Annotated in this window: 17 protein-coding genes and 2 pseudogenes; 12 read left to right on the plus strand and 7 right to left on the minus strand. The window is 57.8% G+C overall.

Annotated elements, in window-relative coordinates; translation table 11 throughout:
* Positions 1–52 precede the first annotated feature (52 nt).
* Complete coding sequence (locus tag ABLU96_RS10000) at positions 53–652, minus strand: inorganic diphosphatase (protein WP_025108262.1); 600 nt, start codon at positions 650–652, stop codon at positions 53–55.
* A 256-nt stretch (positions 653–908) separates the two neighbouring features.
* On the opposite strand from ABLU96_RS10000, the gene adhP reads away from it, so the two are divergent.
* Complete coding sequence (adhP, locus tag ABLU96_RS10005; protein ID WP_348862488.1) at positions 909–1,919, plus strand: alcohol dehydrogenase AdhP; 1,011 nt, start codon at positions 909–911, stop codon at positions 1,917–1,919.
* Positions 1,920–1,961: 42 nt separating this feature from the next.
* Here adhP and ABLU96_RS10010 read toward each other — a convergent pair whose 3' ends face one another.
* Positions 1,962–2,531, minus strand: coding sequence for a hypothetical protein (locus ABLU96_RS10010; protein ID WP_014229290.1), 570 nt, complete (start codon positions 2,529–2,531; stop codon positions 1,962–1,964).
* Positions 2,532–2,738: 207 nt separating this feature from the next.
* On the opposite strand from ABLU96_RS10010, the pseudogene ABLU96_RS10015 reads away from it, so the two are divergent.
* The 6 genes and pseudogenes from ABLU96_RS10015 (at position 2,739) to ABLU96_RS10040 (ending at position 9,497) form a co-directional block, all read left to right on the plus strand.
* Positions 2,739–4,006 (plus strand): annotated as a pseudogene (locus ABLU96_RS10015) (TIGR04028 family ABC transporter substrate-binding protein).
* A gap of 10 nt (positions 4,007–4,016) precedes the next feature.
* Positions 4,017–4,961 carry an ABC transporter permease gene (locus tag ABLU96_RS10020; protein WP_064404873.1) on the plus strand — a complete coding sequence of 315 codons (945 nt, stop codon included), beginning with the start codon at positions 4,017–4,019 and terminating at the stop codon, positions 4,959–4,961.
* Complete coding sequence (locus tag ABLU96_RS10025) at positions 4,958–5,809, plus strand: ABC transporter permease (RefSeq protein ID WP_047723864.1); 852 nt, start codon at positions 4,958–4,960, stop codon at positions 5,807–5,809. Before ABLU96_RS10020 ends, ABLU96_RS10025 begins: the two co-directional genes overlap by 4 nt.
* Entirely contained in the window at positions 5,806–7,410 is a 1,605-nt protein-coding gene (locus tag ABLU96_RS10030; protein WP_064380347.1) for an ABC transporter ATP-binding protein, read from the plus strand. Before ABLU96_RS10025 ends, ABLU96_RS10030 begins: the two co-directional genes overlap by 4 nt.
* A complete protein-coding gene (locus tag ABLU96_RS10035) occupies positions 7,407–8,396 on the plus strand; it encodes a putative FMN-dependent luciferase-like monooxygenase (RefSeq protein WP_064404871.1) in 990 nt (329 codons plus the stop codon). The genes ABLU96_RS10030 and ABLU96_RS10035 overlap by 4 nt, the downstream gene beginning before the upstream one ends.
* Positions 8,397–8,405: 9 nt before the next feature.
* Positions 8,406–9,497, plus strand: coding sequence for an alkylhydroperoxidase domain protein (locus tag ABLU96_RS10040; protein ID WP_004850720.1), 1,092 nt, complete (start codon positions 8,406–8,408; stop codon positions 9,495–9,497).
* Between the two features lie 16 nt (positions 9,498–9,513).
* Here the strand turns inward: ABLU96_RS10040 and araJ are convergent, their stop codons facing one another.
* Positions 9,514–10,665: an MFS transporter AraJ gene (gene araJ, locus ABLU96_RS10045; RefSeq protein ID WP_025108255.1), complete on the minus strand. Its 1,152-nt coding sequence runs from the start codon at positions 10,663–10,665 to the stop codon at positions 9,514–9,516.
* A gap of 355 nt (positions 10,666–11,020) precedes the next feature.
* Here araJ and ABLU96_RS10050 point away from each other — a divergent pair, with 355 nt between their 5' ends.
* Together ABLU96_RS10050 and ABLU96_RS10055 are read left to right on the plus strand one after the other, a co-directional pair.
* Positions 11,021–11,209: a hypothetical protein gene (locus tag ABLU96_RS10050; RefSeq protein WP_014229282.1), complete on the plus strand. Its 189-nt coding sequence runs from the start codon at positions 11,021–11,023 to the stop codon at positions 11,207–11,209.
* A pseudogene (locus ABLU96_RS10055) lies at positions 11,209–11,526 on the plus strand (CcdB family protein); the annotation flags it as partial. The gene ABLU96_RS10050 and the pseudogene ABLU96_RS10055, both read left to right, overlap by 1 nt.
* A gap of 46 nt (positions 11,527–11,572) precedes the next feature.
* Here ABLU96_RS10055 and fdnI read toward each other — a convergent pair.
* From fdnI to fdnG, 3 genes are read right to left on the minus strand one after another with little or no spacing between them, the layout of a single operon-like run.
* Positions 11,573–12,229 carry a formate dehydrogenase-N subunit gamma gene (gene fdnI / locus ABLU96_RS10060; protein WP_004120645.1) on the minus strand — a complete coding sequence of 219 codons (657 nt, stop codon included), beginning with the start codon at positions 12,227–12,229 and terminating at the stop codon, positions 11,573–11,575.
* Entirely contained in the window at positions 12,222–13,106 is an 885-nt protein-coding gene (gene fdxH, locus ABLU96_RS10065) for a formate dehydrogenase subunit beta (protein WP_014838425.1), read from the minus strand. The genes fdnI and fdxH overlap by 8 nt, the downstream gene beginning before the upstream one ends.
* Positions 13,107–13,117: 11 nt before the next feature.
* Positions 13,118–16,165, minus strand: coding sequence for a formate dehydrogenase-N subunit alpha (gene fdnG / locus ABLU96_RS10070; RefSeq protein WP_101827102.1), 3,048 nt, complete (start codon positions 16,163–16,165; stop codon positions 13,118–13,120).
* 226 nt (positions 16,166–16,391) lie between these two features.
* Between fdnG and yddG the strand changes: the two genes are divergently transcribed.
* Entirely contained in the window at positions 16,392–17,270 is an 879-nt protein-coding gene (gene yddG, locus ABLU96_RS10075) for an aromatic amino acid DMT transporter YddG (protein WP_064357529.1), read from the plus strand.
* Positions 17,271–17,390: 120 nt separating this feature from the next.
* Here the strand turns inward: yddG and ABLU96_RS10080 are convergent, their stop codons facing one another.
* On the minus strand, positions 17,391–18,881 hold the full coding sequence (locus tag ABLU96_RS10080; RefSeq protein WP_004850706.1) for an MFS transporter: 1,491 nt from the start codon (positions 18,879–18,881) through the stop codon (positions 17,391–17,393).
* Between the two features lie 118 nt (positions 18,882–18,999).
* Between ABLU96_RS10080 and ABLU96_RS10085 the strand changes: the two genes are divergently transcribed.
* Both ABLU96_RS10085 and ABLU96_RS10090 read left to right on the plus strand, forming a co-directional pair.
* Positions 19,000–19,575: a TetR family transcriptional regulator gene (locus ABLU96_RS10085; RefSeq protein ID WP_049069852.1), complete on the plus strand. Its 576-nt coding sequence runs from the start codon at positions 19,000–19,002 to the stop codon at positions 19,573–19,575.
* A gap of 189 nt (positions 19,576–19,764) precedes the next feature.
* Positions 19,765–21,153: a NarK family nitrate/nitrite MFS transporter gene (locus tag ABLU96_RS10090; protein ID WP_014838422.1), complete on the plus strand. Its 1,389-nt coding sequence runs from the start codon at positions 19,765–19,767 to the stop codon at positions 21,151–21,153.
* Positions 21,154–21,187 lie beyond the last annotated feature (34 nt).

The following is a 21,187-nucleotide window of genomic DNA, read 5'->3' on the forward strand; positions in this document are numbered from 1 at the left end:
ATAATAGGGCGAAGAAAAAGCGACAGGCACCGGGCGATGCCTGTTTTTCCGCTTATTGCGGATTTTTCTCTTTCCAGGCATCCCATGCCGCTTTAATTTCCTGCTTCGCGGCGGCGGCATCGTTAAAGCCGTTCAGCTCCACTTTTTTACGCCCTTCCGGCAGCTGTTTGTAAACGCGGAAGAAAGCCTGCAAACGCTCCTGCTCGATTTTCGGCAGATCGCCGATGGTGTTGATGTCATCGTAGGTTGGGTCGATTTTGCTTGCCGGAACGGCAATGATTTTGTCGTCCTTCTCGCCGCCATCAATCATCTTGAGCACGCCAATCGCGCGCAGCTTAATCAGCGTTCCCGGCGCCATCGGCGCGCGGGTATAAAACACCACGTCCAGCGGATCGCCATCCCCTGCCAGGGATTGCGTCAGCGAACCGTAGTTAGCCGGATAGACCACCGGCATTGACTGGAAACGATCGGCGATCAAAAAGCCGGTTTTGGCGTCGGTTTCATATTTGATAATGCCGCCCGCGGGAATTTCGGTCACGGCATAAAACTCTTCAGGGTTGTTTTTCGGCTGCGGGAAATCCAGTACGTTCTGCGCCTGAACGGTAGCGGAAAGCAGAAGGCCTGAGGCAAGGAGTGTTTTTACCAGATGCATTGTCGTGTCGCTCTATCGTTATAAGAAATTGAAAAACAGAACGATAGAGGCCGCAAATGAAGCGTGTATGACGTAACGATGACAGTAATGTGACGCGAATTTCATTAATAAATCTGATTAAAAAATCGGCGCACCAAGCTCACCCCGGCAAGGAATATCTATTATTTCCTTGATTTAATGAAGATTTAAGCTAAACCTTAGCATGCGTAAAAAACAAAATTGTGTTAATACGCTTATGTTCAATAAGGAGAACAGAATGAAAGCTGCTGTCGTCACGCAAGATCATCAGGTCAATGTTACGGAAAAAACGCTTCGTCCCCTGCAACATGGCGAAGCCCTTTTAAAAATGGATTGCTGCGGCGTATGTCATACCGACCTGCACGTTAAGAACGGCGACTTTGGCGATAAAACCGGGGTCATTCTGGGCCATGAAGGCGTGGGCGTTGTGCAGCAGGTCGGCCCCGGCGTTCATTCTCTGAAGCCGGGCGATCGCGCCAGCGTGGCGTGGTTCTTCGAAGGCTGCGGGCATTGTGAATATTGTAACAGCGGCAACGAAACGCTGTGTCGCTCGGTGAAAAATGCCGGCTATACCGTGGATGGCGGTATGGCGGAAGAGTGTATCGTCATGGCCGATTATGCGGTCAAAGTGCCGGACGGGCTCTTTTCTGCGGCGGCCAGCAGCATCACCTGCGCGGGCGTCACCACCTATAAAGCGGTCAAAGTCTCACATATCAAACCCGGCCAGTGGATTGCCATTTATGGCCTCGGCGGCCTCGGCAATCTGGCGCTGCAGTATGCCAAAAACGTGTTTAACGCCAAAGTCATCGCCCTTGACGTTAATGATGAACAGCTGAAGCTGGCCGCGGAAATGGGCGCGGACCTGACCATCAACTCCCGCAGCGAAGACGCAGCCAAAATTATTCATGAGAAAACCGGCGGCGCGCATGCCGCGGTGGTAACCGCCGTCGCCAAAGCGGCGTTTAACTCAGCGGTGGATGCGGTTCGCGCGGGTGGACGCGTGGTGGCGGTAGGCCTGCCTCCGGAAGCGATGAGCCTGGACATTCCGCGTCTGGTCCTCGACGGTATCGAAGTGGTGGGTTCGCTGGTCGGTACCCGTCAGGACCTGACCGAAGCCTTCCAGTTTGCCGCGGAAGGGAAAGTCGTACCGAAAGTGACCCTGCGTCCGCTGGGCGATATCAACGCCATCTTCAAAGAGATGGAACAGGGACAGATTCGCGGCCGTATGGTCATTGATTTCCGCCGCTAATCTTCGGACCTCTCCCGCTACGGGAGAGGTTTAATTGTCCCTTTACACGCACGGCCCCGTTGCGCAACCGTACATCATCACCAGCGGAAATAGCGGCACCAGCGGAATCAGGGCGATCTCTCCCAGAGGGCTAATGGTCTGCGTTTTATCGTTAATTGACACGACGACGGGTCTGGCAAGGCGATAAGCGTCATCCAGCTCATTGGGATCAACGGTTGACCAGAAACCGGTCGCTTTAAACAGTACGCCAAGATGGTCGTTGTCCAGCGCGGTCGCGTGATACTGGCTGGTTAACAGACTTAGCTGACTGGCATCCAGTCTGCGCTTGTCGAGCACCACCAGATATTCCGCAACAACCTCATGCTGTTTCACGACAAAATTCACCCGTACGCCGGATGCGACCTTATTGAAGCGTTCGTAGAAAGTATTATAACGCTGGTACTCCTGCGGCACCCCTTTACGGAAGAATCGATAGCTGTATTTGTTTGAATTGGCAATGATGCCTGACTCAATAGGTTTAACCTTAATAATGGTATCGGTAGAGGGCAAATTGGGTGCGCTGGTACAGCCCGCCAGCACCGTCATCGCCAACATCAGTAAATACTTCAGCATCGTCGCTATCCCTTTATTACGCTGACTATCTCTCAGTCATTAAATTATCCAGTATGAGTTTCAGCTGAAAGGCATGTAAATACCAGCCCCTAAAAATCGAGCCGGGTATAAATGCTTTTTATGCAAATGCTTAGCGCAAATCCTTACTTCCTTTGTTAAAACGCGCGCCCGATGATGGCCAAACAAGAGATAACAAAGGAATTCACCATGCACACCCGTTTTCGCCTGCCCGCGCTGGCGGCATTTTTTTTGAGCGGCGCGTTTTCCGCGTGGGCCGCCGACGCGCCGGTTAAAGGCGGCACGTTAATTTATCTGGAGCAGCAGCCGCATACCAATCTTTATCCCCCGGCCGGAGGCTTTTACCCTAACGGCGGTATTCTTAATCAAATAACCGATAAGCTGACCTGGCAAAATCCAAAAACCTTACAAGTCGAACCGTGGATTGCCGAAAGCTGGAGCGCCAACGCGGATAAAACCGAATATACCTTTAAGATTCGCCCTGGCGTCACCTTTTCTGATGGCACCCCGCTTGACGCCAATGCGGTTGCCAAAAACTTTGATACCTACGGTCTCGGTAATAAAGCGCACCGCCTGCCGGTGTCCGAGGTGATTAATAACTACGATCGCAGCGAAGTCATCGATCCGCTGACGGTTAAGTTCTACTTTAAAAAGCCCTCGCCGGGATTTCTGCAGGGCACCGCGACCATCGGCTCCGGGCTGGTTTCCCTGAGCACCCTGGCGCGAAATTTTGAAGAGCTGGGCGACGCCCGCCATATTATTGGCTCCGGGCCTTTTACGGTTAAAGATGAAAAGCCGGGACGTGAACTCGCTCTGGTCGCACGTCAGGATTATCAATGGGGGCCGAAAAGCCTCGCCCAGCAGGGGCCAGCGAATCTCGACGGCATAACCTATATCGTCACCCCGGAAGATGGCGTACGCGTTGGCGCGCTGCTGGCAGGCCAGGCCGATTTTATTCGCCAGGTGCAGGCCTATGATGAAAAGCAGGCAACCGATCGGGGCTTTAAAATCTATGCCGCCCCGACGCGCGGCGTTAACGACAGCCTGAGCTTCCGCCCGGATAATCCGCTGGTTGCCGACCTGCGCGTTCGTCAGGCGCTGCTGCACGCCACCGACGCCAGACAGGTGGTTGAAACCCTGTTCTCCGCCAACTATCCGCAGGCGACCTCCGTCGTCGCCAGCACCGCGGCCGGATACGTTAACCTCAGCGATAAGCTGGTTTTCGATCCGGCCAAAGCGAAACAGCTGCTTGATGAGGCGGGCTGGAAACCGGCCGCCGACGGTATACGGGTCAAAGATGGCCAGCGCCTGGCATTAACCGTCTATGAATCCCTGCCCCAGCCGCAAAACAATTTGAAGAGCCGCAGGTCTTTGCCGGCGCGCCGTGGGTGAAAGGCGTCAGTTTTGAAGCGGTAGGCCGCCCGTCGTTCTACGGCGCCTGGCTGGAAAAGCACTAAGGAGCCCGCGATGAGTCACTATCTTCTGCGGCGGTCCGGTCAGGGTTTACTGGTGCTGTGGGCCGCGTTTACCCTCTCCTTCGTCCTGTTACAGGTGCTACCCGGCGATGCGGTACTGATCAAGTTTCAGAATCCGGATCTGGGGCTCAGCCCTGAGCAGATCGCCGAAATGCGCCTCGCCTACGGGGCCGATAGCCCGCTGTGGAGACAGTACTTCCACACGCTGATGGCCATGCTGCGTGGCGATTTTGGCTATTCGCTGCAGGCCGGGCTGCCGGTCAGCGCGCTTATCGCCAGCAACCTGCCGGAAACATTAAGCCTGGCGCTGCCCGCCTTTGCTCTGGCGGTGGCGCTGGCCTTCGCCCTCGCCTTCGCCTCACGGCTGCCGGGCCTGCGCTGGCTCAGCAACGCGCTGCAATCCCTGCCGGCGCTGTTTATCTCGCTGCCGACGTTCTGGCTCGGCATCGCCCTGATTCAGATTTTCTCCTTTCAGCTGCGCTGGATCTCGGTGATCAATCCCGGGCCGATTGAGGGGCTGATTTTGCCCATTATTGCCGTCGCGGTGCCGATTTCCGCTCCGCTGGCGCAAATCCTGATGCGCAGTCTGGATCAGGTCGCCGCGCAGCCGTTTGTCGCCGTTGCCCGCGCCAAAGGCCTGAGCGAAACCGGCGCCCTGTGGCGGCACGTTACCGGCAACGCCCTGCTGCCGGTGCTCAACATCGCCGGTCTGCTGCTGGGGGAACTGATCGCCGGCGCGCTGATTACCGAAACCGTGTTTGGCCGCGGCGGTCTGGGGCTGCTGACGCAGCAGGCCGTCAATAATCAGGATATCGCGGTACTGCAGGCGGTGGTGATGATCTCTGCCCTCGGTTTCGTGCTGATTAATCTGCTGGTCGACCTGCTGATGCCGCTGTTCGACCCGCGCCTGAAAACCGTTATCGGAGGTGCCGTATGAGCCTGGTGGATTACGCAACCGCCGCGCGCCGCCGCACGTCAAACTGGCGTACGCGGCGCGTCCAGCCCGGTCTGCTGCTGGCCTGGGCGGTGATGATCGTTGCCGCGCTGATGGCTATCGCTCCGCAGCTGTTTACCGCCTATAGCCCGCTGGAAGGGTTCCCCGGCGCCCAGCGGCTGGCCCCGCAGGCCGGCCACTGGCTGGGAACCGACCAGTTGGGCCGCGATCTGTGGAGCCGCATCGTCTTCGGCGCCGTTCATTCGCTTTCCGCCGCGCTGGCGGCGGTGGCGATCGGCCTGTTTATCGGTACCGCGCTGGGCACGCTGGCCGGCGCGCTGGCGGGACGCGTGGAGTCGGCAATCATGCGCCTGGTCGACGTGCTGCTGGCGATCCCCTCTTTATTGCTGTCGCTGACGGTCATCATTCTGCTCGGTTTCGGCACGCTCAACGCCGCCGTCGCGGTCGGCGCGGCGGCCGTCGCCAGCTTTGCCCGCCTGGCGCGAGCGGAGGTGGTCCGCGTACGCCACAGCGACTTCGTCGAAGCGGCCTACGGCAGCGGCGGCACCTTTTTCGCCGTTTTCTGGCGGCATATTCTGCCCAACTCGCTCACCGCGGTGCTGGCCTTTGCCACCCTCCAGTTCGGCCAGGCCATTCTGGCGCTCTCGACCCTGAGCTTTCTCGGCTACGGCACGCCGCCGCCGGTCCCGGAGTGGGGTCTGCTGATCGCCGAAGGCCGCAACTATCTCTCCACCGCCTGGTGGCTGACCACCCTGCCCGGTATTGCGGTGATTGCGGTCGTACTGGCCGCCAACCGTATTAGCCGTCAATTTAGCGGAGAACGCCGATGAATGTTTTAAGCGTAGAGCATCTGCGCATCAGCTATCGTTCACAGCGTGAATGGCGCGAGGTCGTGCACGACGTGAGTTTTCAGGTCAAACGCGGCGAAATGCTGGCGTTTGTCGGTGAATCCGGCTCGGGTAAAACCACCACCGCGCAGGCGATTATTGGCCTGCTGGCGGATAACGCGCGCCGGGACAGCGGGCGTATCTTGATTAATGGTGAAGATATCAGCGGCTGGTCCGCTAAACGCCTCGACGGCCTGCGCGGCGCGCGGATTAGCCTGGTGCCTCAGGATCCGGGCAACTCCCTGAATCCGGTGAAAACCATCGGCGCGCAGGTGGGGGAAATCCTGCGTCTGCATCAAAAAAGCAGCGCCGCGGCGCGTAAAGCGCAGGTGCTGGCGCTGCTGACCAAAGTTGGGCTGAGCCACCCGGAACAGCGCATCGATCAATATCCCCACCAGCTTTCAGGCGGTATGAAGCAGCGGGTGCTGATTGCTATCGCGATCGCCCTGAAACCCGACTTAATCATTGCCGATGAACCCACCAGCGCCCTCGACGTGACGGTACAGAAACGGATCCTCGACCTGCTGGATACGCTGCGCCGGGAGTCCGGCACGGCGGTACTGTTCGTCACCCACGATCTGGCGCTGGCGGCGGAACGCGCCGACCGTCTTCTGGTCTTTCGTCACGGCGAGATTCAGGAACAGGGCGCGACCGGCGACGTCATACGTACGCCGCAGCATACCTATACCCGCCAGCTGCTGAGCGATCTCCAGGGGTCGACGCTGACCATTGCCCCGGCCAACGGGCGCGTGCTGGCGACCCCGGCGATCCGCGTGGAGGGCATCAGCAAGCGCTTCTCATTAGGCCGCGCGCATTTGCAGGCGCTGGACGCCGTGAGCTTCGAGGTGAAGCGCGGCAGCACCCACGCGCTGGTCGGCGAGTCCGGCTCCGGCAAAACGACCCTTGCGCGGATCCTGCTGGGATTCGAAAAGGCCGATAGCGGCCATATCGCTATCGACGGTATCGATGCCGGGCATCTCAGCCGCGAGGCGCTCCGCCAGCTGCGGCGTAAAATTCAGTTCGTTTACCAGAATCCTTTTGCCTCGCTGGACCCGCGGCAAACGCTGTTTGAGATTATCGAAGAGCCGTTAAAAAACTTCGACCGCCTCAACGCCGAAGTGCGGCGCCAGCGCGTCGAAACGGTCGCCGCCCGCGTGGCGCTCGCTCCGGAGCTGCTGTCGCGAACCGCCCGTGAGCTTTCCGGCGGCCAGCGGCAGCGGGTGGCCATCGCCCGCGCCTTAATCCTTGAACCGACGATCCTTGTCCTCGATGAAGCGACTTCGGCGCTGGACGTCACGGTGCAGGCGCAAATTCTCGCGCTGCTGCAGCAGCTTCAGCAGCAGCTGGGGCTGAGCTATCTGTTTATCACTCACGATTTGGCGACGGTGCGCCGTATCGCCCACAGCGTGACGGTGCTGCGGGCGGGCCAGGTGGTTGAACACGGCGACGTCAGCCGACTGTTCAGCGCCCCGCAGCATGACTATACCCGCGAGCTTATCGCCGCGATTCCCCACTTTTCATCCCCGAGCAAGGAGGTTGCATGACGCGTAAACGACTGGGCTTTTTCACCCGTCTGCTGGACCACACCACGCCTAAAGAGCGCTACCGGCTGGCCACCGAGCAAATTCGCCACGCGGAACGCCTGGGATTCGACAGCGCGTGGATCGCTCAGCACCATTTTCATGAGCACGAAGGCGGCCTGCCGTCGCCGCTGGTCTTTCTCGCCCACGCCGCGGCGCACACCGAGCGCATTCGTCTTGGCACCGCCATTATCACCCTGCCGATGGAAAACCCGCTGCGGGTGGCGGAGGATGCGGCGGTGCTGGATCTGCTCGCCGATGGACGGCTGGAGGTGGGCTTCGGCTCCGGCGGCACCCCCACCTCGTTTTTACCCTTCGGGCTGACGATGGACCAGCGCAGCGCGGTATTTGCCGAACACCTGCATCTGATTCAAAGCGCCTGGCGCGGGGATTCGCTCTCGCACCCGGATAATCATCTGTACCCTCAGGCGCCGCAGCTGGCGGAGCGCATCTGGATTGCCACCTTTTCCATTGAGGGGGCGGTTCGCGCGGCTCAGGCCGGGCACGGGCTGATGCTCTCGCGCACGCAGCCGCGTCCGGCCGGACAGCCCACGCTGCCGCTGGACGCTATCCAGAATCCGATTATTGACGCCTATCTCGCCGCGCTGCCGGCGGGCGTCGAGCCAAGGATCCTCGCCTCGCGGACGGCCTTTGTCGCCGATAGCCAGCAGTATGCGCTGCAGGTCGCTGAACCCGGCCTGCGCCAGCAGGCTGCCCAGCATCGCGCCGCAGGTCATGATATTATTGGTGACACTGTCACTGATTTTTTGCCGCAGCTTGACGCACACGTTGGCGACCCGCAGCACGTCGCCGCTTCGCTGGCCCGCGATAGCGTCCTGCGGCGGGTAACCGATATTTCGTTTCAGGTGCACTCCGTTGAACCCTCGCACCGCGACACGCTTCGTTCCATTGAGCTGATCGCTCAGCATATTGCCCCGCAGATACGATAAGGAGTCACCATGACGCTCAGTCAGGATATATTGGCCGAACTGGCAGAAATTGCCCCCGATTCCGCCTTAGCGGCGGCGCGAGCCGTGCGCGAGGCGGCCACCCGCCATGCTCAGGGAAGTTATGAAACGCTGTTTGGTCAGCAGGATAACGACTTTCCGCTCGACGAGCGTTTTGCCGTGGCCGCGAGGGTGGCGAAGCTGCATGAGAGCGATGCGCTGGCCGCCCACTACGCCGGCTTTGGCATTGCCGACCCCACATCGCCGCGGCTGGCGCCGGCGCTGGCCTTTGCCCGGCTGTTGACCTTTACGCCCGTGGAGGCCACGCCGTCGGCGCTTGAGGCCTTAATCCGCGCCGGATGGAGCCTGCGCGGCATCGTCACCCTCGCCCAGCTTATCGCGTTTGTCAGCTTCCAGAGCCGGCTGGTCGTCGGGCTGCGCCTGCTTAACGGCAAAAATATCCACGTCGCACAAACCCCGACGGTGGCGGGATTCTGGCATACCTCGCCGCAAACCATCAGCGGTAAGAAGGCGCCGGTGCACTTCACCCGCGATGAACTGCACTGGGAGCCCTGGCTGGCGGCTAAACCGCTGGCGGAATTTACCCCCGACGAGCAGGCGCTGCTGGCGAAATTCGGCCACAGCGATTCGCCCTACTTCCGCCTGCTGGCGCGCAACCTGCCGGTGCTGGAGCAGCGTACGTTAACCGACAAAGGGATCTTTTATACTCCCGGCGGCCTGCCGCGCGCTGAGCGCGAGCTGGCGGCAACGGTGGCGAGCAAAATCAACGGCTGTATTTATTGCGCCTCGGTGCATGCGCGCAAAGCGGCACAGCTGGCCAAAGATGAAACGGCGATAGAGACGCTGCTGGCGGTGACGCCGGGAGAGCAGTTAAGCGACGGGCAGACGCCGGGATGGCAGGCGCAGATCGATTTCGCCGCCGCGATTTCCGTTACCCCTCCCGCTTTGTCCGTTGACCACCTTGCCGCCGTCGAGCAACAGGGGCTGGATACCCTCGCCCGACTGGATTTACTGCAATCGGCGGCTTTCTTTGCCTGGGCCAACCGGTTAATGCTGACCCTCGGCGAGCCGTGGCAGGAATAGCTGCCAGCGGGCTTAATCAGGCCAGACGCCGCTGATGGCGGGCATAAATCAGCAGCGAACTGAGCGCAAGAAACGAAAGCAGCGCGGCCGGTAAGGCAACGAAACGCCAGCCAGGACCGGCCGTAATCATCATCCCGCCGAATAGCGCCCCAATGGCGCTGCCGAGATTAAAGGCGATCTGGCCGCCCGCCGCGCCCAGCATCTCGCCGCCCTTCGCATTTTGCAGCAGCAGAATTTGCAGCGGTGCCGACAGGGCAAACAGGGCCGCGCAGCAAATAAACGCGAGGGTTAATGCGGCGGCTTTATTCTCACCCAGCAGGAACAGAAGTAATAAAGTCACGACAATCACGCCATTCGTCACGGCGGCAATACGTAACGGGCTATAACGGACGGAGACTTTACCGCTAAATAAATTCCCCAGAACCATCCCCAGCCCCGCCAGCAGCATAATGGCTATGATGGCGCTCTCACCAAAACCGGAGACGTTAATCATAAACGGCTTAATATAGCTAAACCACGCGAATACGCCGGCATTGCCGAACATCGTCGCGGCAAAAATTAACCACGGTGCGGGCGATGTTAAAAAATGAAACTGCGAGCGTAAGCGCGTCGTAGGTTTATCAAACAGCGTGGGCACCCACCAGGCGATGGCGACCAGCACGGCGATGTCAAACACCGCAATCGCCAGAAAGGTATAGCGCCAGCTAAACTGATGGCCAAGCCAGGTTCCGGCGGGAACCCCCAGCAAATTTGCGACCGTCATTCCGGCAATCATTCCCGCCACCGCGGCGGTGACCTTCCCCGGCGGCGCAATTTTCGACAGAACGATCGCCCCCACGCCAAAGAAGGCGCCGTGCGGGAAACCGGAGATCAGGCGCCCCAGCGCCAGCATCGAATAGCTGGAAGATAGCGTAAAGATGGCATTGCCGATAACGCACAGCGCCACGAGGAACAGCATCACCGATTTTAACGAAAAGCGGCTGGAGAACAGCGCCATCACCGGCGCGCCGATGACGACGCCAAGCGCATACCAGGAGATCATATTGCCCGCGGCGGGAATAGATATCCCGACGTCATGGGCAATTTCAGGTAATACGCCCATGATGCCAAATTCCGCCATTCCGAGACCAAAAGTGCCAAGCGCTAACGAAAAAATAGTCTTTTTCATACAACTAATCACTTGTTATAAAACATACCGCCGGCATTATTGTGCATTATTAAACGGCAGACCAGATAAAAACGCCGGGTGGCATATTTATCCATAAAACGGCGTGATTATTTCATAGGCTTATTTGCAGATTAAAAAAACCAATAAAGCCATTTCGTGCCCCGCCGCTGCCCGGTCGCCAGCAACGGCATAGCGATAACAATTCACAACCGCGGTTCCATAAAAATCTCATCATTTCATGCCGTTGCTTTTCAATGGAACCTGTCTCGCAAATGCGACTTAACCAGGACAATCTGTATTGTTTTTTTAGGTAGTAGGTTGATAATGGCGACATTAACCACACGGAGGCAGGATAATGAAAGAGTACACAGCGGATGATAGCTTCCAGCAGGCGATATCAACGAGCAAAAAGCACCGTTTATCCTCGATACCCACAGCTGAAAGTCAGTCAATTCATCCCAGTAACGAGTTGATCCGGTTAATGAATGAATTCGTCGACGAGCATGGGTCCATCACCGAAGATGAATACTTCAGGGTGCTCTGATGCTTAAACAATTCGACGTGTATCGGAACCCTTCTTCGCAAACGAAGCACTCTCTACCCTATTTTATGATTGTGCAAAATGATTTTTATGAAGACCTACCCACCAGGGTAATTATTCCCCTGATGCGTAATGCTCATCTGCCACTATGGCAGCATCCTTTAGTTCCTGAGGTAAATATTGAATTTGAAACGTTTATGCTTTGTTCGCCGATGATGACAAACCTTAATAATAAGCTGATCAAGCGCGAAGATTTTATCTGTAACTTAAAAAGCGCCAGAGGCGAAGTTATTTCCGCCATTGACGCCCTTGTTACCAATACCCGATCCGCTCCGGCTTCAGCCAGAGCGGGTTGCTCAGTTACGCTTACTTCAGCCCTTCACAGCTCTCTTTCTTCGCTTCCTGACGCTCCACCTCGCGATACCAGCGCGGATGATGCTTCTTCGCCCAGCGGCGACTCACCTTCCCTTCGATCATGCCTTTAATCGATCCCTTCACCCAAAACGCCATATACATGTGGATCAGAATCGCATGAATAAGAATAATCGCCGAGGTCGCGTGAATCAGCAGGCTATAGCGAATAACCTGAATCGGGAAATAGTGGGCAAACCAGGGCCGCCAGATAATCACGCCGGTCACCAGCAGCACAAAAATCATGCTCATGATCGTCCAGAACATCATTTTCTGCCCCGCGTTATATTTCCCTACCCGCGCCACTTTATGCTCGTTGCCTTTCAGTACCTCAATAATGCCCTTGAGCCAGGGGATATCCTGCTTGTCGGGAATATTGTGATGGACAAAACGCACAAACATAAACATCAGAGCCACGAAAATCAGTACCCCGAAGAACGGATGCAGAATACGCCCCATCTGCGGCGTACCGAAGGTTTCGGTCAGCCACTGCAGCGTCGGGAAGAAAAACGAGATCCCCGATAGCGCCACCAGGAAAAAGCAGATGACCACCGTCCAGTGACAGGCGCGGTCAATAAACTTCGTGCGCACAATCATTTTCGATTTACTCATCATGCTCCTCCTCATCGTCATCCGCTTCTTTATTCGGCCCAATCCCGATGTAGTGATAAATCAGCCCGGCAAAGGTGGCGATAAACCCGACCGCCGAGAGCGGCTTCAGCGCGCCTTTCCACAGGTTGATCGACGTATCGATCTGCGGCTCTTTCGGCAGGTTGTGGTACAGCTCCGGCTGGTCCGCATGATGCAGCACGTACATCACGTGGGTGCCGCCGACGCCCGGCGGGTTATACACCCCGGCATGGGGATAGCCGCGTTTCTTCAGCTTTTCCACGCGCTCGTTGGCCACTTCCAGCATCTCTTTCTTGCTGCCGAAGTGAATCGCGCCGGTTGGGCAGGTTTTCACGCAGGCCGGTTCCTGGCCGACGCTGACCCGGTCAACGCACAGGGTGCACTTATAGACCCGGTTATCCTCTTTATTGAGGCGCGGGACGTTAAAGGGGCACCCGGCGATGCAGTAGCCGCAGCCGATGCAGTTCTCCTGCTGAAAGTCGACGATGCCGTTAGCGTACTGAATAATCGCCCCGGCGGACGGGCACGCCTTCAGGCAGCCCGGGTCCTCGCAGTGCATGCAGCCGTCTTTGCGTATCAGCCACTCCAGCTTGCCGTTCTGTTCGGTTTCGCTAAAACGCATTACCGTCCAGGATTTGGCGCTCAGATCGGCGGGGTTGTCGTACACCCCGACGCAGTGCCCAACCTCATCGCGGATATCGTTCCACTCGGAACAGGCCACCTGGCAGGCTTTACAGCCTACGCAGGAGGAGACATCGATCAGCTTCGCCACTTCCGCCTTAAAATCCCGCGCGCGCGGCGCGGGCGTTATCGGGTTGGTGGCGGAGCGTTTGATAATGTCCTGGGTTTCCATCGCCATGCATTCGCTCCTTACGCTTTCTCGATGTTGACCAGAAACGCCTTGTACTCCGGCGTTTGCGAATTGGAATCCCCGACGTTCGGCGTCAGGGTATTGGCGATGTAACCTTTGCGGGCCACCCCTTCAAAACCCCAGTGCAGCGGGATGCCGACGGTTTCCACCTGCTGGCCGTTAATGTTGAGCGTTTGCAGACGACGCGTCACCACCGCCACCGCGCGAATAAAACCGCGCTTGCTGCTGACCGTCACCCGATCGCCGTTGGCAATCCCCTTCGCTTTCGCCAGACCTTCGCTGATTTCGACAAACTGTTCCGGCTGCGCAATCGCATTAAGCAGCGCATGCTTGGTCCAGGTATGAAAATGCTCGGTCAGGCGATAGGTGGTGCCGACGTACGGGAATTTATCCTTCTTACCTAAGCGAAGGGCATCCTCTTCATACAGGCGCACCACCGGGCTGGAGACCACGTTCGGGTGCAGCGGGTTGGTGCCAAGCGGCGTTTCCATCGGCTCGTAGTGCTCCGGGAACGGACCTTCCGCCAGCTTATTCAGGGCAAACAGGCGCCCCAGACCTTCCGGCTGCATAATAAACGGCCCGGTTTTGCTGCCCGGCGGCGCGGTATTGAAGTCCGGAATATCGTTGCCAACCCACTTGCTGCCGTTCCACTGGATCAGCATCCGCTTCGCATCCCACGGCTTGCCGTTAATATCCGCCGACGCGCGGTTGTACAGCACGCGCCGGTTGAGCGGCCACGCCCATGCCCAGCCGAGCGTGTTGCCGAGGCCTGACGGATCGGCGTTATCGCGGTTGGCCATCTGGTTGCCCTGCTCGGTCCAACTGCCGGTATAGATCCAGCAGGACGACGCGGTGGTACCGTCATCGCGCAGCAGCGCGAAGCTGTTCAACAGCTGGCCCTTCTTCGCCAGCGGCGCGCCATTAGCGTCGAAGAGATCCGCCAGCGCGTAGCCGTTGTTCTCTTTCGCGACCTCTTCTGATTCCGGACGATCCGGCTGCTTGTAGTGCCACCCCATCTTCAGCAGCGGCTCGACGCCTTTGCCGCCCTCGGTGCGATACAGCTCGCGCAGACGGTGGTAAATGCCGGCCAGAATTTCGCCGTCGTTGCGCGCTTCGCCCGGCGCGTCCTGGCCTTTCCAGTGCCACTGCAGCCAGCGCCCGGAGTTGGCGATTGAACCATCCTCTTCGGCGAAGCAGGTGGACGGCAGGCGGAACACTTCGGTCTGAATCGCCGCCGGGTCAACATCGTTCGACTCGCCGTGGTTTTGCCAGAAGGTCGACGTTTCGGTCACCAGCGGGTCGATAACCACCATGTACTTCAGCTTGCTCAGGCTGCGGACCACCTTGTTTTTGTCCGGGAACGAAGCCACCGGATTGAAGCCCTGGCAGATATAGCCCGTGACGTTACCGTTATCCATCATATTGAAATATTTGATAACGTCGTAAGCCTGGTCCCATTTCGGCAGCCAGTGGAAGCCCCAGTCGTTCTCTTTTTGCGCCGCGTCGCCGTAGAACGATTTCATCAGGCTGACGAAGAACTTCGGATAGTTGCTCCAGTAGTTCACCTGTTCGGCCAGCGTCGCCTTCGGCGTATTGGCGGCGAGATAGCTTTGCAGATCCGTCTGCTGTTCCGACGGCAGCGTCAGGTAGCCCGGCAGGCTGGTCGAGAGCAGGCCTAAATCGGTTAGCCCCTGAATATTGGAGTGCCCGCGCAGCGCGTTGACGCCGCCGCCCGCCATCCCCATATTGCCGAGCAGCAGCTGAATCATCGCCATGGTACGGATGTTCTGCGCCCCGACGGTATGCTGCGTCCAGCCCAGCGCGTAAAGGAAGGTGGTGGTTCGGTCCGCCGCGCTGGTTGACGCCAGCACTTCGCACACTTTGAGGAAGTCCGCCTTTGGCGTACCGCAGATATTCTCCACCACCTCCGGCGTATAGCGCGAAACGTGCTGCTTCAGCAGGTTCCAGACGCAGCGCGGATGCTGCAGCGTCTCGTCGCGCATGGCGTAGCCGTTTTCGTCGAACTGATAGTTCCACGACGATTTATCGTACTGACGCTTTTCGGCATCGTAGCCGCTGAACAGGCCATCTTCGAAGGCAAAATCGTCGCGCACCAGCAGGTTGGCGTTGGTGTAGTGTTTAACGTACTCGGCATTGATTTTGTTATTTTCGATCAGGTACAGCAGCACGCCGGACAGGAACGTAATGTCCGTGCCGGAGCGAATAGGCGCATAGATATCGGCCACCGACGCCGTGCGCGTAAAGCGCGGGTCGACGACAATCAGCGTCGCATCGTTGTTGTTTTTCGCCTCCATCGCCCAGCGGAATCCCACCGGATGGGCTTCGGCGGCGTTACCGCCCATCACCACCACGACGTTAGCGTTTTTGATATCAACCCAGTGGTTGGTCATCGCACCGCGACCAAATGTTGGAGCAAGACTTGCTACCGTTGGTCCGTGTCAGACGCGCGCCTGGTTGTCTACCGCCAGCATGCCGAGGGAGCGCACAAATTTTTGCGTCAGCATGCCGGTTTCATTACTGGCCGCAGAGGCACATAACATCCCGGTGGACAGCCAGCGGTTAACCGTCACGCCCTGTTCGTTCTTTTCAATAAAATTGGCGTCGCGGTCGGCTTTCATCAGTTTGGCGATGCGGGTAAACGCGTCATCCCAGGAGATGCGCTGCCATGTATCCGAACCCGGCGCGCGGTACTGCGGATAGCGCAGGCGGTTGTCGCTATGAACATAGTCAAGCAACCCCGCGCCTTTCGGGCACAGCGCGCCGCGGCTCACCGGATGATCCGGGTCACCTTCAATGTGGTAAATCGCTTCTTTCGCGTTTTTCGCGCCGTCGCCCAGGCTATACATTAATAGCCCGCAGCCCACGGAGCAGTATGTGCAGGTGTTGCGGATCTCTTTGGCGCGCAGCAATTTGTAATTACGCGCCTGAGCCAGGGCCATTTTGGGCGCAAAACCCAATGCAGCGGCTGTTGTTCCGGCCATACCGCCTGCGCAGATTTTAAAAAACTTTCTGCGGCTGACGTCCATTGTTCCCCTCCATGCGGGATGTTTATTCATTGCGGGAGTGGAAATTAACAGCAATAACCCTGTTTTATTTGCGTCAAATCAATGTCCTGAACCCATGACCCCTTAATAGTCAGCCGCGTTGAATTTCGTTACTCCATTAGGATTAAGCACGGTGGAAAATATCCCCCGGAAGCGAAAAAAAAGTGTTATAAAACCCGACTGCGTTTGAACCAACATCAGGTTAAATATGGAGAAGAAGAGAGCCACGCTCATTGGATTGGCCGCTATCGTCTTGTGGAGCACCATGGTCGGGCTGATTCGTGGCGTAAGCGAAGGGCTTGGTCCGGTGGGCGGCGCGGCGATGATCTACAGCCTGAGCGGCCTTTTGCTGATCTTTACCGTCGGCTTCCCGCAAATACGCCAGATCCCTCGCCCCTATTTACTGGCAGGGAGCCTGCTGTTCGTCAGCTATGAAATTTGCCTGGCGCTGTCGGTCGGATTAGCCGGTAGCCGCCAGCAGGCTATTGAAGTGGGCATGGTTAATTATCTGTGGCCCAGCCTGACGATTTTATTCGCCATTCTGTTTAACGGCCAAAAAAGCAGCTGGTTGGTTATTCCGGGATTATTTCTCGCTTTATTCGGCGTCACCTGGGTATTAGGCGGTGAGCATGGTCTGAATGTAGATGAAATTATCCGCAACGTGGTTTCCAGCCCGCTGAGCTATATTCTGGCGTTCATCGGCGCGTTTATCTGGGCGGCCTACTGCACGGTCACCGCTAAATACGCGAAGGGCAAAAACGGGATTACCCTTTTTGTTCTGCTTACCGCCCTGACCCTGTGGCTAAAGTTCCTGTTCAGCGAACAGCCGCCCATGGTCTTTAGCTGGCCGGTGATAGCCAAACTGATCGCGCTGTCCGTTGCCCTGGGATTAGGCTACGCGGCGTGGAACGTCGGGATCCTGCACGGCAACGTCAGCCTGCTGGCCGCCGCCTCCTACTTTACGCCGGTGCTCTCCTCGGCGCTGGCGGCGGCACTGCTCAGCGCCGCGCTGTCGTGGTCATTCTGGCAGGGCGCCGGAATGGTGTGCGCCGGCTCCCTGCTTTGCTGGCAGGCGACCCGGCGCTAAAACGGCGGCGGCCGACGCCTTAACGGCCTACAAGATCCGTGACTGACTTCAGCCCATCCCTGATGGCAATTCCCGGGATGGGCACGTCTTCAATCATCTGGCAGTCGGCTGTCTAAAGGGTTAATTCAGCTCAGGCGCTTTTGCCAGACTACGCCAGATGCCGGCCGCCAGCAGCAGAAGCAGGACGCCAGCCGTCGCCAGCACGATGCTGTGCGAATGAATAAACGCCGCCTTCGCCGCTTCAAGCAGGCTTTGCGCCGGTATGGCGGGCAGCGACTGCGCCAGCTTAATCGCCTCGCTGATGGAGGATGACGCCTGCTCCGCCGCCGCGCCCTCGATTCCACCCGGCAGAACAATTGACGAGGTGTAGCTGCGGGTCAGGATCAGGCCAAACAGGGCAATCCCCAGTCCCGCGCCCAGCTCATAGGCCATGGTTTCGATGGCCCCTGCCGCCGCCGCTTTTTCCTTCGGCGCGGCGGCCATAATCGCCGAGCTGGAGGCCAACAGCGCGCTGGCGACGCTGAAGCCCAGCAGCGTCATCAGTCCCCAGGCCTGCCACTGCTGGGTGCTGAAATCGGTCATCGACAGGCCGAGGAAGCTCAGGGCGCTGAGCAGCATTCCGCCGGTGGCGACCTCGCGCAGCCCCAGCCGCGATACCAGCATGCCGGCAATGGGCCCGCTGAAACCGCTCGCCACCATCACCGGCAGCATAAACAGCCCGGCTTCAAAAGGCGTTTTGCTGTGCACAAACTGCAGCTCCTGGGCCATCAGCAGTTCAAAACCCACCAGCGTAATCAGCGCGGTCATCGCCATCATCACGCCGCTTAAAATAATGCGATGGGTAAACAGGCGCATATCGACCATGGGACGCGATGCCGAGAGCTGTTTGCGCACGAACCAGAACAGCATCGCGGCGCCAGATAGTGCCACCAGCCCGGTTAACCACAGCGCCATTTGCCCTTTGAGCGCCGTTTTGGCGCTAAAGACCAGCATCAAAATGGCGGCGATCAGGATTAGCGCCTGGAAAAGATTCAGCGGCTGCTCGCGCCGCGCGGGCTGACGCGGCACCACTTTGGCATTAATCGCTATCACCAGCAGGACGATCGGCACGTTGATCAGGAAAACCGATCCCCAGTAAAAATGCTCCAGCAGCATGCCGCCAACCAGCGGACCGAACGCCGCGCCGCCGGAACCGACAGCTGCCCACAGACCAAGCGCCATATTACGCTGGTGCGCCTGCGAAAAGGTGCTGCGGATCCCGGCCAGGGTCGCAGGCACGATCATTGCCGCCCCCACCGCCAGCAGCGCGCGGGATGCAATCAGCGTCTCTGCCGTGGGCGAAAACGCCGCCGCCAGCGACGCGGTGCCAAAAATACCGCTGCCGAGCAGCAGCAGCCGTTTAAAGCCGATTTTATCGCCCAATGCGCCCATAGGCAGCACCATACCGGCCATTACCAGTGAATAAATATCAATAATCCACAGCAGCTCGTTACCGCTGGTCCCCAGCGCTACGCTGAGCGTTGGCGCAGCCACGTGGAGAACAGTGGCGTCAATCGCCACCGGAATATAAACCAACAAAATCGCCATCAGCGTCAACCATTGCCGAGACATACTACTTTCCCTCAACGTTAAAACTGGACAAGCGTCCAGGAAACGGATCCTGCCGGATTGTTGAACGAGTGTCCAACTTTTTGTTACTATCGCCAAAAAAACCGGGGTCACTAACGTTATGGGCTACTTAAATCGCGATGCGCGTCGGGAAGTTATTGTGCTGGCAGCCATGCGCGTAGCGCTTCGTGGCGGGTTTAGCGCTATGACCGTCCGCCAGATTGCCGCCGAAGCCGGCGTCTCCGCCGGTCAGCTGCACCATCATTTCACCTCCGCGGGCGAGCTAAAAGCCCATGCCTTCATACGGTTGATCCGCGAAATGATGGATATGCCGCTGGTCGCCGACGACGCCACGTGGCGTGAACGCCTGTTTTCTATGGTGGGCAGCGACGACGGCAGGCTTGAGCCATACATTCGCCTGTGGCGCGAAGCGCAGCTGCTGGCCGATAGCGACAGCGATATCAAAGGGGCCTATCTGCTCACCATGAACATGTGGCATGAAGAGACCCTGAAGATCATCCGCCAGGGAACCGCTGCCGGTGAGTTTAAGCCAAGGGACGATATGGAAAGCATTGCCTGGCGGCTCATTGCTCTCGTCTGCGGCCTCGACGGTATTTATGCGCTGGGAATGCAGGAAATAGATGATGCCGCCTTCAATCGGCATATCAATTATTCTATCTCGATGGAACTTTTTTAATTTTAAGTTACATTTAGTAACAAATAATCCTGAGCTAATATTCGCGCGTCCTCTTTCGGCGCGCTTTTCTTATCTATTCTTCATTTATTACAACAGATACATCCCCATCCCTGATTTTATTTCTTTTATTAATTTGCTGTTTTACCAGTTTATTCTTTTTTGACGGGTTACTGTTCATTCGAGGGCAATATGCTGAGCAAAAATGAGAAAAAGAATCATTATCTTTTAAAAGAGTGGAAACCAGAAAATGCGGCGTTTTGGGAGAATAAGGGAAAGCAAATAGCGCGCAGAAATCTTTGCATTTCCGTAGGTTGTTTGCTACTCGCCTTTTGCGTCTGGATGCTATTCAGCGCCGTCGCCGTCAATCTCAATAAAGTCGGATTTAATTTCACCACCGATCAGCTCTTTTTATTAACCGCTCTGCCCTCGCTTTCCGGCGCAATATTACGCGTCCCCTACTCCTTTATGGTACCTATATTTGGCGGGCGCTACTGGACGGTATTAAGCACGATTATTCTGGTGGTGCCCTGTATCTGGCTGGGTGTCGCCATTCAAAACCCCGCTACTCCATTCTGGGTATTTATCACCATTGCCCTGCTGTGCGGTTTTGCCGGTGCGAACTTTGCTTCCAGCATGGGAAATATCAGTTTTTTCTTTCCCAAAGCGAAACAGGGCAGCGCGCTGGGTATCAACGGCGGCCTCGGCAATCTCGGCGTCAGCGTGATGCAGATGATCGCGCCGGCGGCGATTTTTCTGCCCATCTTCGCTTTTCTTGGCATCCATGGCGTGCCTCAGGAGGATGGCTCTCTTCTCGCGCTGAGCAACGCCGCCCTCGTCTGGGTTCCGCTGCTGGTGATAGCCACCTTCGCCGCCTGGGTAGGAATGAACGACATCGCCAGCTCAAAGGCTTCGATTCGCGAGCAGCTGCCGGTGCTGAAACGCCCGCATATGTGGCTGCTGAGCCTGCTCTATTTGGCCACCTTTGGCTCGTTTATCGGCTTCTCCGCCGGTTTCGCCATGCTGGCGAAAACGCAGTTCCCTGATGTTAACATCCTTAAGCTGGCCTTCTTCGGGCCGTTTATCGGCGCGCTGGCGCGTTCTTTCGGCGGGATTATATCCGACCGTCTCGGCGGCGTACGGGTCACGCTGGTGAACTTTGTGCTGATGGCGCTGTTCACCGGCCTGCTGTTTCTCACCCTCCCCGGCAGCGGCTCAGGCAGTTTTCTCGCCTTTTACGTGGTGTTTATGGGGCTGTTCCTGACCGCCGGTCTCGGCAGCGGTTCCACCTTCCAGATGATCGCCGTGATCTTTCGCCAAATCACCCTCGACAGCGTGAAGAAACGCGGCGGCAGCGACGAACAGGCCCAGCACGAAGCGGTGACCGACACCGCGGCGGCGCTCGGCTTTATCTCCGCCATCGGCGCGATTGGTGGTTTCTTTATCCCTAAAGCCTTCGGTACCTCGCTGGCGATGACCGGCTCCCCGGTCGGGGCGATGAAGGTCTTCCTGGTTTTCTACGTGGTTTGCGTGCTGGTGACCTGGCTGGTCTACGGCCGTCGTAAACCGGCAAAACAATAACGGCATATTCATCGGGTGGCGGCTGACGCCCTAT

It is taken from the genome of Klebsiella sp. CN_Kp106 (assembly GCF_040064575.1).
In the GTDB taxonomy this organism is placed as follows: Bacteria; Pseudomonadota; Gammaproteobacteria; order Enterobacterales; family Enterobacteriaceae; genus Klebsiella; species Klebsiella michiganensis.

Coding starts and splice junctions, on each gene's coding strand:
- ABLU96_RS10000 (WP_025108262.1), bottom strand. CDS start 652: ATGCATCTGGTAAAAACACTCCTTGCCTCAGGCCTTCTGCTTTCCGCT.
- adhP (WP_348862488.1), top strand. CDS start 909: ATGAAAGCTGCTGTCGTCACGCAAGATCATCAGGTCAATGTTACGGAA.
- ABLU96_RS10010 (WP_014229290.1), bottom strand. CDS start 2,531: ATGCTGAAGTATTTACTGATGTTGGCGATGACGGTGCTGGCGGGCTGT.
- ABLU96_RS10020 (WP_064404873.1), top strand. CDS start 4,017: ATGAGTCACTATCTTCTGCGGCGGTCCGGTCAGGGTTTACTGGTGCTG.
- ABLU96_RS10025 (WP_047723864.1), top strand. CDS start 4,958: ATGAGCCTGGTGGATTACGCAACCGCCGCGCGCCGCCGCACGTCAAAC.
- ABLU96_RS10030 (WP_064380347.1), top strand. CDS start 5,806: ATGAATGTTTTAAGCGTAGAGCATCTGCGCATCAGCTATCGTTCACAG.
- ABLU96_RS10035 (WP_064404871.1), top strand. CDS start 7,407: ATGACGCGTAAACGACTGGGCTTTTTCACCCGTCTGCTGGACCACACC.
- ABLU96_RS10040 (WP_004850720.1), top strand. CDS start 8,406: ATGACGCTCAGTCAGGATATATTGGCCGAACTGGCAGAAATTGCCCCC.
- araJ (WP_025108255.1), bottom strand. CDS start 10,665: ATGAAAAAGACTATTTTTTCGTTAGCGCTTGGCACTTTTGGTCTCGGA.
- ABLU96_RS10050 (WP_014229282.1), top strand. CDS start 11,021: ATGAAAGAGTACACAGCGGATGATAGCTTCCAGCAGGCGATATCAACG.
- fdnI (WP_004120645.1), bottom strand. CDS start 12,229: ATGAGTAAATCGAAAATGATTGTGCGCACGAAGTTTATTGACCGCGCC.
- fdxH (WP_014838425.1), bottom strand. CDS start 13,106: ATGGCGATGGAAACCCAGGACATTATCAAACGCTCCGCCACCAACCCG.
- yddG (WP_064357529.1), top strand. CDS start 16,392: ATGGAGAAGAAGAGAGCCACGCTCATTGGATTGGCCGCTATCGTCTTG.
- ABLU96_RS10080 (WP_004850706.1), bottom strand. CDS start 18,881: ATGTCTCGGCAATGGTTGACGCTGATGGCGATTTTGTTGGTTTATATT.
- ABLU96_RS10085 (WP_049069852.1), top strand. CDS start 19,000: ATGGGCTACTTAAATCGCGATGCGCGTCGGGAAGTTATTGTGCTGGCA.
- ABLU96_RS10090 (WP_014838422.1), top strand. CDS start 19,765: ATGCTGAGCAAAAATGAGAAAAAGAATCATTATCTTTTAAAAGAGTGG.